1 rRNA gene is annotated in these 249 nt (G+C 53.8%); it reads right to left on the bottom strand.

Annotation, left to right across the window (positions count from 1 at the left end):
• Positions 1-249, bottom strand: a 23S ribosomal RNA gene (locus BHE89_RS02565); the annotation flags it as partial.

The following is a 249-nucleotide window of genomic DNA, read 5'->3' as shown; positions in this document are numbered from 1 at the left end:
CCCCGATTAACGTTGGACAGGAACCCTTGGTCTTCCGGCGTGCGGGTTTTTCACCCGCATTATCGTTACTTATGTCAGCATTCGCACTTCTGATACCTCCAGCATACCTCACAGTACACCTTCGCAGGCTTACAGAACGCTCCCCTACCCAACAACACATAGTGTCGCTGCCGCAGCTTCGGTGCATGGTTTAGCCCCGTTACATCTTCCGCGCGGCGACTCGACCAGTCGAGCTATTACGCTTTCTTT

The organism is Shigella sp. FC1967 (genome assembly GCF_001743005.1).
In the GTDB taxonomy this organism is placed as follows: Bacteria; Pseudomonadota; Gammaproteobacteria; order Enterobacterales; family Enterobacteriaceae; genus Proteus.
This window is presented reverse-complemented; position numbering and strand designations above follow the sequence as displayed.